This window comes from Actinocrinis sp. (genome assembly GCF_035946395.1).
Taxonomy (GTDB): Bacteria; Actinomycetota; Actinomycetes; order Streptomycetales; family Catenulisporaceae; genus Actinocrinis.
The window spans coordinates 1-7,265 of record NZ_DASYZI010000417.1 but is presented as its reverse complement, the minus strand read 5'-3'; the positions used below and the strand labels follow the sequence as shown (position 1 = coordinate 7,265).

The 7,265-nt window shown below is 70.0% G+C and carries 9 protein-coding genes; 5 read left to right on the top strand and 4 right to left on the bottom strand.

From position 1 onward, the window contains the following. The first annotated feature begins 51 nt into the window (after positions 1 to 51). The 3 genes from VGS97_RS26335 to VGS97_RS26325 all read left to right on the top strand — a co-directional run bounded on the left by VGS97_RS26335 (position 52) and on the right by VGS97_RS26325 (position 1,735). Positions 52 to 348 carry a DUF427 domain-containing protein gene (locus tag VGS97_RS26335; RefSeq protein ID WP_326856352.1) on the top strand — a complete coding sequence of 99 codons (297 nt, stop codon included), beginning with the start codon at positions 52 to 54 and terminating at the stop codon, positions 346 to 348. Between the two features lie 201 nt (positions 349 to 549). Beyond that, positions 550 to 1,068, top strand: coding sequence for a metallophosphoesterase family protein (locus VGS97_RS26330; RefSeq protein ID WP_326856351.1), 519 nt, complete (start codon positions 550 to 552; stop codon positions 1,066 to 1,068). 31 nt (positions 1,069 to 1,099) lie between these two features. Continuing rightward, positions 1,100 to 1,735 carry a class I SAM-dependent methyltransferase gene (locus VGS97_RS26325; RefSeq protein ID WP_326856350.1) on the top strand — a complete coding sequence of 212 codons (636 nt, stop codon included), beginning with the start codon at positions 1,100 to 1,102 and terminating at the stop codon, positions 1,733 to 1,735. A 59-nt stretch (positions 1,736 to 1,794) separates the two neighbouring features. On the opposite strand, the gene VGS97_RS26320 is transcribed toward VGS97_RS26325, so the two are convergent. Both VGS97_RS26320 and VGS97_RS26315 read right to left on the bottom strand, forming a co-directional pair. Continuing rightward, a complete protein-coding gene (locus VGS97_RS26320) occupies positions 1,795 to 2,271 on the bottom strand; it encodes a universal stress protein (RefSeq protein WP_326856349.1) in 477 nt (158 codons plus the stop codon). Positions 2,272 to 2,458: 187 nt separating this feature from the next. After that, positions 2,459 to 2,869, bottom strand: a complete 411-nt coding sequence (locus tag VGS97_RS26315) for a MarR family winged helix-turn-helix transcriptional regulator (RefSeq protein ID WP_326856348.1) — start codon at positions 2,867 to 2,869, stop codon at positions 2,459 to 2,461. 74 nt (positions 2,870 to 2,943) lie between these two features. Between VGS97_RS26315 and VGS97_RS26310 the strand changes: the two genes are divergently transcribed. Beyond that, positions 2,944 to 3,915, top strand: a complete 972-nt coding sequence (locus VGS97_RS26310; protein WP_326856347.1) for an NAD(P)-dependent oxidoreductase — start codon at positions 2,944 to 2,946, stop codon at positions 3,913 to 3,915. Between the two features lie 30 nt (positions 3,916 to 3,945). Here VGS97_RS26310 and VGS97_RS26305 read toward each other — a convergent pair whose 3' ends face one another. Beyond that, a complete protein-coding gene (locus VGS97_RS26305; RefSeq protein ID WP_326856346.1) occupies positions 3,946 to 5,682 on the bottom strand; it encodes an MFS transporter in 1,737 nt (578 codons plus the stop codon). A gap of 158 nt (positions 5,683 to 5,840) precedes the next feature. Next, a complete protein-coding gene (locus tag VGS97_RS26300; RefSeq protein ID WP_326856345.1) occupies positions 5,841 to 6,035 on the bottom strand; it encodes a ferredoxin in 195 nt (64 codons plus the stop codon). A gap of 352 nt (positions 6,036 to 6,387) precedes the next feature. On the opposite strand from VGS97_RS26300, the gene VGS97_RS26295 reads away from it, so the two are divergent. Next, on the top strand, positions 6,388 to 7,265 hold an 878-nt coding region (locus VGS97_RS26295; RefSeq protein WP_326856344.1), incomplete at its 3' end, for a hypothetical protein.

The window sequence follows — 7,265 nt, the reverse complement described above, 5'->3', positions numbered from 1 at the left end:
TGGTAGGCAGGTCGCCTGGCGATGAATGCGGAGACTGAGAAGGAGGCCGTCATGGCGACGGTACGCGCGGTGTGGAACGGTCAGGTGATCGCCGAGAGCGACCAGACCGTCGTGGTCGAGGGCAATCAGTACTTCCCGCCGGAGGCGGTGCGCCGGGAGTTCCTCGCGGCGAGCAAGACCACCTCGATGTGCTCCTGGAAGGGTCTGGCCAGCTACTACTCTCTGAGCGTGGGCGGCGAGACCAACCGCGACGCGGCCTGGTACTACCCCAAGCCCACCGACGAGGCGGCGCAGATCCGCGACTACGTGGCCTTCTGGCACGGCGTCAAGATCGAGACCGTGCGCTAGGGGTGTTCGAGAGGTGGGGCCGGATCAGCGAAACGGTCATCCGCGCCCGGCCGGCAAGGCGCCGAGGTGTCCGCACTGGGTTTGTCTGCGGGCACCTCGGCAACGCAGCCTGGCGGGATGCGGGGGCCGTTTCGCCCGGCGTGGATCTTCAGCGGCCTCCCAGGCCTGGCTCAGCACCACAAGCGCTCGTACCGAAGGTCCATGAAGGTCATCGTCTTGTCGGACACGCACGCGCCCCGGCGTTGGCGCGGCTGTCCGCCGGCCGTCGCCGAGCACTTGGCGGGCGCCGACCTCATCCTGCACGCGGGCGACGTCTGCACCGCGGGCGTACTCGACGAGTTGTCCGAGTATGCCCCGGTGCGCGCGGTCCTCGGCAACAATGACGGCGCGGACGTCGCTGTGTGGGGTGCGCCGGAGGAACTACGGTTCGAGCTGGATGGCGTCCCGATAGCGATGGTGCACGACGCCGGACCGGCCGCCGGGCCGGCCGCCGGACGTGCCGCGCGCATGCGTCACCGGTTCCCCGAGGCGCGGCTGATCGTCTTCGGGCACTCGCACATTCCACTCGATGAGAGCAGCGACCCGGACCGGCCAGGCGCGCTGCGGATCTTCAATCCCGGCTCGCCGACCGACCGCCGCAGGCAGCCGCACGGCACGCTCGGCATCCTCCACGTCGAGCGGGGCCGTGTCCTGTCCGCGCAAATCGTCCCGGTGACCTGATCGCGAGCCCGGGGCGCGGGATGATGGGTCAATGCAGAGAAACGAGATTGATGCTCGGCGAGCGGCGACGGACGGCATGGGCCAGGCCGCCTGGGACGAGCGGTATCGGACGGCCGAATTCATCTGGAGCCTGGCGCCGAACCGCTTCGTCGCCGAGCAGCTCGCCGGCCTGGCTCCTGGCCGCGCCCTGGATCTCGCCTGCGGCGAGGGACGCAACGCGCTGTGGCTCGCGAGCCGGGGCTGGCAGGTCACCGCGGTGGACTTCTCCGGCGTCGCGCTGGACAAGGGACGCGAGCGGGCCGCGAAGTCCGGGCTCGAACTCGATTGGGTCGCCGCCGATCTGACCGCATACGTGCCCGAAGCCGGCGGTTTCGATCTCGTGGTGATCGCCTACCTGCACCTGTTCCAGCACGACCTCGACACGGTGCTGCGGCGGGCCGCCGGCGCGCTCGCTGCGGGCGGAATGCTGTTCATCGTCGGCCACGACGCCACGAATCCCGCGGAGGGCGTGGGCGGGCCGCAAGACCTGCGCGTCCTCTACACGCCCGAGGCGGTGACCGCGCCGCTCGCGGCGCTGCGCATCGAGCGCGCGGAACGCGTGGCGCGTCATGTGGACGGAGCAGCGCGGCCCGCCATCGACACGCTGGTCGTCGCGACGCGCGCCTGATCGACCGTCACGCCGACGGCACTGTGCCCGAAGGCACGGCAATCCGACGGTTCGTTGCCTCAGTAACCTGCGATCGGCGCTTCGTAATCCAGGCCCGCGAGCGGATCACGCTTGCCCGGCAGTAGCCGCTCGCGCGCACCGCGCCTGCCGCGCGTGGCCACGGGCTCGGTCAGCTCCGGGCCTGGCACGACGAGCACCGGGCACCGCGCCTTGCGCACGCACGCCCGGCTGATCGAACCGGAGCCGAACGCGCGCCACCGGCCACCGTCCGTCCCGACGACCAGTACGTCCGTGGAGTTGCGCGCGCGATTGGTGAGCGTCTCGGCGACCGGACCGACCAGAACCTCGCGGTGGACGACCACGTCGTCCGGGAATCCGCCGAGCGCCTCGGCAAAAGCGGCGTCGATCTGCGTGGTCTCCAGCAGCGTCAGCCGCGCCGCCACGCGCACCGCGTGCAGCGGCGCGCCGCGCCGCCTGGCCTCGTCGACCGCGTAGCGCACCGCGGCCAAGCCGGGGATCGCACGATCTATGCCCACGAAGACACGCGGGCCCGCACAGGTAGCCATCGCCGCCCCCAATATCCCTCCGCGCGGGCGGCGTGCCGACACGCCTCGATACGCCCGGCCGCGGTAACCAAGCCTTCGACCTGCCCGTGCTCCCCCTCGAAGGAGCCTTAGTCAAATGATGCGTCAGCTTCCCGTACAGCTGAATAGGCATTTCGAGTCACGCCGAACCCTCGATCAGGCTAACCAGCGCTTCCTTCAGTTGCTGCCCGTCCAGCCCGGTCAGCGGCTTGAGGAAGTCGCGTTCCACTCGTTCGCTCACGCTCACCGCCTCCCGCAGCGTCCTGCGGCCGGTCGCGGTCAGCGCGACCACGTTGCGGCGCCGGTCGAGCGCATGCGGGCGCCGCTCGACCAAGCCCTTGGCCTCCAGCGCGTCGATGAAGGCGACCATGCTCGTGCGGTCGATGCCGAGGCGGCGCGCCGCGTCCTGCTGCGAAGCCGGCTCGTCGTCGGCGAGTTCGGTGAGCACACCCAGTTCACGTCCGGAGATGCCATACGGCTCAAGCGCCGTGTTGGTCATCTCGGACAGCCGCAGTTGGGCGTGCTTGAGCAGTCGGACGAGGCTGGACACCCCTCGATGTTAGCGCTAGCCTGATCGTCAGTGTTACTGATATTCACTACAGCCGATGAAACGTGAGGCTGAGCATGATACTGATCACCGGCGGACTGGGCTTCATCGGGACGCACACCGCCCGCGCGCTGCTCGACCTTGGGCAGTCGTGCGCCCTGGTCCAGCGGCGCGCCCCCGACCAGCCGCTGCCCGAGCCGATCGCGGGCGAGGCGGGCACGCGGATATTCGTCGAGCAGGCCGACGTGACAGACCTGCCGGCGCTGCTCAAGATCGGCGAGCGGCACGAGATCACCGGCGTCCTGCACCTGGCCGTCAGCGTGCCGTGGCCACCGAGCCCGCATCCTGTCGCGGACTCGCGGGCAGCCGTCGAGAGCCTGCTCGGCGTGTTGCAGGCGGCGAGCGACTGGGGCGTACCGCGCGTCTGCGTCGCGAGCACGATCGGGGTCTACGGCGGCGTGGACGCAGCGGGGCCGCTGCGCGAAGACCTGCCGCTGCCGATGACGTCAGGCCACGTCATCCCGGCGTTCAAGAAGATCGGCGAGCTGCTGAACGACTACATCGCCGCGCAGAGCGGGATGGAGGTGGTCAACCTGCGCATCGCCGGGATCTGGGGCCCGCTCGGCCGCACGGCGTCGCCGTTCTTCGCCGCGCCGCAAATGGTGCACGCAGCCGTCCGCGGCACCGTGCCGGACTTCTCCCAACTGCGCTCCCCCGTCTACGCGCAGGACGGCCTCGACCTCTGCTACGTGAAGGACTGCGGCCGCGCCATCGCACTGCTGCAACAGGCCCCGCGTCTCAACCACCGCACCTACAACGTCGCCGCCGGGCGCCCGACCTCCAACGGTGAAGTCGCCGAGGCGATACGCAAAGTCGTGCCCGACGCACGCATCGAGTTGCCGGAAGGTCGCGACCCGAACGGGCCTGGGCGCGACCTCTACCTCGACATCACCCGCCTGCGCGAGGACACCGGTTTCGAACCCTCATACAACACCGAGCAGGCGGCCGCCGACTACGTGGCATGGCTGAAGGCGGGCAACGAGCGCTGACGCTTCCGTCGGCCGTGATCAGTCGGCTGCTCAGCTGCTGCGCGCCGGCCTGTCGCGGATCAGGCACGCGGCGGCGGCGATCAGCGACATCACGATCGCCAGCGCGAAGACCACGATCAGGCCGTCGTGGAACGGCCCGGAGATCAGGTGCGGGAAGAACTCGCGGCCGGTGAGCGTGTGCGCGTTGGCCGCCGGCAGGTTGCCGAGGACCTGCGGCCCGAGCAGTTGCTGGATCGGGTTGTAGCCGAGGAACGCGGCGAACAGCGTGCCGACCGGGGGCAGGTTGGCGACGGCGTGCGCGTTGGCCAGCGGTACGCCCTGCGCGGTCAGTCCGCTGGTCAGCGTGTTCGGCAGCGACCCGGCGAGCCCGGCGACCATGAGCGAGAAGAAGATGCCGATGGACAGCACCATGCCCGCGTTCTGGAAGGTGGCGCGCATGCCCGAGGCGGCGCCGCGCGCCTCGGCCGGCACGTTCGACATGATGATCGACGTGTTCGGGGCGGCGAACAACCCGCCGCCGAGCCCGTTGAGCAGGACCAGCGCGGCGAACCAGGCGTAGTTGAAGTCGGTCGGGATCAGCAGCAGCCCGGCGAACGAGGCGGCCATCACGGTCAGGCCGCCGGCCGCGAACAGCCGCGCGCCGAACTTGTCGGACAGGTGACCGGCGATCGGGCCCGCGGCGAGGAACCCGACGGTCAGCGGCAGCAGGTAGATGCCGGCCCACAGCGGGGTCTGCGCGTAGTCGTAGCCGTGCAGCGGCAGCCAGATCCCCTGGAGCCAGATGATCAGCATGAACTGCATGCCGCCGCGGCCTATCGAGCCGAGCAGCGCCGCCGCGTTGCCGCCGGTGAAGGCGAGGTTGCGGAACAGGCGCAGCGGGAACATCGGCTCGGCGACGCGCATCTCGACGGCGCAGAAGGCGGCCAGCAGCACCACCCCGCCGACCAGGCCGGCGATCACCCACGGGTTCGTCCAGCCCATCGTGTGACCGCCGTACGGCTGAATGCCGTAGGTGATCCCGGCCAGCAGCGCGGTCAGCCCGATGCCGAAGGTGACGTTGCCCCACCAGTCGAAGCGCGCGGGCTTGCGGATCCCGGTCTCGTGCAGCGAGCGGTACGCCCAGACCGTGCCGAGCAGGCCGATCGGCACGTTCACCCAGAAGATGGTGCGCCAGTCCCACTCGGCCAGCACTCCGCCGAGCACCAGGCCGAGGAACGAGCCGGCGATCGCGGCGACCATGTTCACCCCGAGCGCCATGCCGCGCTGCTCGGCCGGGAACGCGTCGGTGATGATCGCTGCGGAGTTCGCCATGAGCATCGAGCCGCCGATGGCCTGCACGATGCGCCAGAGGATCAGCCAGAGCGCCCCGCCGGCTCCGTGCAGCGGATCGAGCGAGAGGACGACCGAGGTGACCGCGAAGATCAGGAACCCGGCGTTGTAGATGCGCACCCGGCCGAACATGTCCCCGAGCCGGCCGAGCGCGACCACCAGCACCGCGGAGACCAGCATGTAGCCCATCAGCATCCACAGCAGGTAGCTGACGTTGCCCGGCTGGAGCGGATCGAGCCGGATGCCGTTGAAGATGGCGGGCAGCGAGATCAGCACGATCGAGCTGTTGATCGTCGCGATCAACATGCCCAGCGTGGTGTTGGACAGCGCCACCCACTTGTAGCGCGGATGGTCCGCCCCGACCCAGCGGGCCCGCTGCCCGCCGTCCCGGCTCGTCGCCGCCTTCTGCGTCCTGTCCTCGGCACCCGTCGTGGTCATCCGCGCCCGCCCTCCCACCCCGGTGGAAATTTACTTAGCAAAGGTAACCTAAATATCTTCCGAGCGGTAAGTGAGGGGTAATCAGCTTGCGCCGTGACTGGTCAGGGCCTCGTCACAGTAGCGTCCTGCCGGGAACGCGCTGCGGTCCGGCGTTCCGGTCAGTCCTCCAGGACGGTGATCGCACCCGCCGGACAGTTGTGCGCCGCCTTGCGCACCCTGGTCTCGAACTCGGGCGGGAGCGTGGTCAGCAGCGTGACGACCAGGCCCTCATCGTCCTGGTCGAAGACCTCCGGGACGTCGAACGCGCAACGACTGGAAGAGGCGCAAATCTCTCGGTCGACGCTGACTCGCATGCAGGGCTCCTAGCCTCTCCATCACCCAGTGTTCATCATCACGTGTCGCAGTGTTCGCATTCGACGGCGCTCGTGCCCGACGGCGCCGCGCGAAGGCGGTCCCAGCTTAGACCGGGACGCCGTCGCAGGCTCCTGTCCGATTGCTCTCTCGCGAGACGCCGGGGGTGGCGTGCGACACGTCGGGCCGGGGGTGTTCGAGACGTGCGGCCGGAACGCGGCCGGGTGGCCGGATCACGGCCTTGTCACTGTGGCGGCCGTGCTGTATCAGCGGCGGCACACTGCGCCTCTTGTATGGATGCCGGGGGCCGACGTGTGGCCGCCGGGCTCCCCCATCGACCTCGGAGGGCGGCCGATGACCGATCATCACAACCCGCTTCACGGACCACCGGGCGACCGCCCGGTCTGGCGGCCCGTGGAGCTGACCGACCCGTCGAGCGCGCTCGACGGCGTGCCCCGGATCGTCGGGCGGCTGCGAAGCACGGCGCACGGGCACGCGATTCTCGGCCGCCTCGCGGTAGGCGATCAGAGCGCGCTGGTCGAGGCCGGGGCCGTCGTGCGGCGATCGTACGACACGCGTCGGCACGAGTGGGGTCTGGCCCGCGACCGCCGGCACGGCGACTGCTACCTGGTGGCCGGCGGCCCGAACCTGATCGACTGGGAGAACACCGCGCTGTCCGGGCTCGAACCCCTCGCGCACACCCATTGCGAGCACGCGATCAACCGGGCCGAGGTGACCAGGGACCTGGCGCCGACGCTCAGCGGCGCGCTGTCCGAGTGGCTGACGCAGATGTCCGGGGTACCGGTCGGGTTCATGCCCGGGGACCTGTGGTACCTCTTCCCGTCGAACCGGGATCTGGCCGCCGGCTACCTCGGGACGCACCAGGATGTCGAGGTGATCTACACGCCGTACCGCCTCGCCCAGGACGGCTGGCTCTCCGCGGCGACCGGGCCGGCGATCAGCGTCCAGTTCGGGCCGGTGCTGGCCAGGCTGCGAGACGACGCGGCAGCCATCGTGCGGCGCAGCGCGGTCATCCTCAACGACGAGAAGAGCATGCGGCGAATCGAGTCGGACTGCCTCATGTACTTCTGGGCGCCGATCACGGTGCGGGCGGGCGACACCCCGGTCGTGTCGGGCGTCCTACAGGTCGATCCGCTGCGCGGCATCGACGGCCGCTCGCCGCAGTTCGCCTGGTTCCGCTCCCAGGCCGCGAACGGGCTGCGCAGCCGGGC

Coding starts and splice junctions, on each gene's coding strand:
- VGS97_RS26325 (WP_326856350.1), top strand. CDS start 1,100: ATGCAGAGAAACGAGATTGATGCTCGGCGAGCGGCGACGGACGGCATG.
- VGS97_RS26300 (WP_326856345.1), bottom strand. CDS start 6,035: ATGCGAGTCAGCGTCGACCGAGAGATTTGCGCCTCTTCCAGTCGTTGC.
- VGS97_RS26335 (WP_326856352.1), top strand. CDS start 52: ATGGCGACGGTACGCGCGGTGTGGAACGGTCAGGTGATCGCCGAGAGC.
- VGS97_RS26330 (WP_326856351.1), top strand. CDS start 550: ATGAAGGTCATCGTCTTGTCGGACACGCACGCGCCCCGGCGTTGGCGC.
- VGS97_RS26310 (WP_326856347.1), top strand. CDS start 2,944: ATGATACTGATCACCGGCGGACTGGGCTTCATCGGGACGCACACCGCC.
- VGS97_RS26305 (WP_326856346.1), bottom strand. CDS start 5,682: ATGACCACGACGGGTGCCGAGGACAGGACGCAGAAGGCGGCGACGAGC.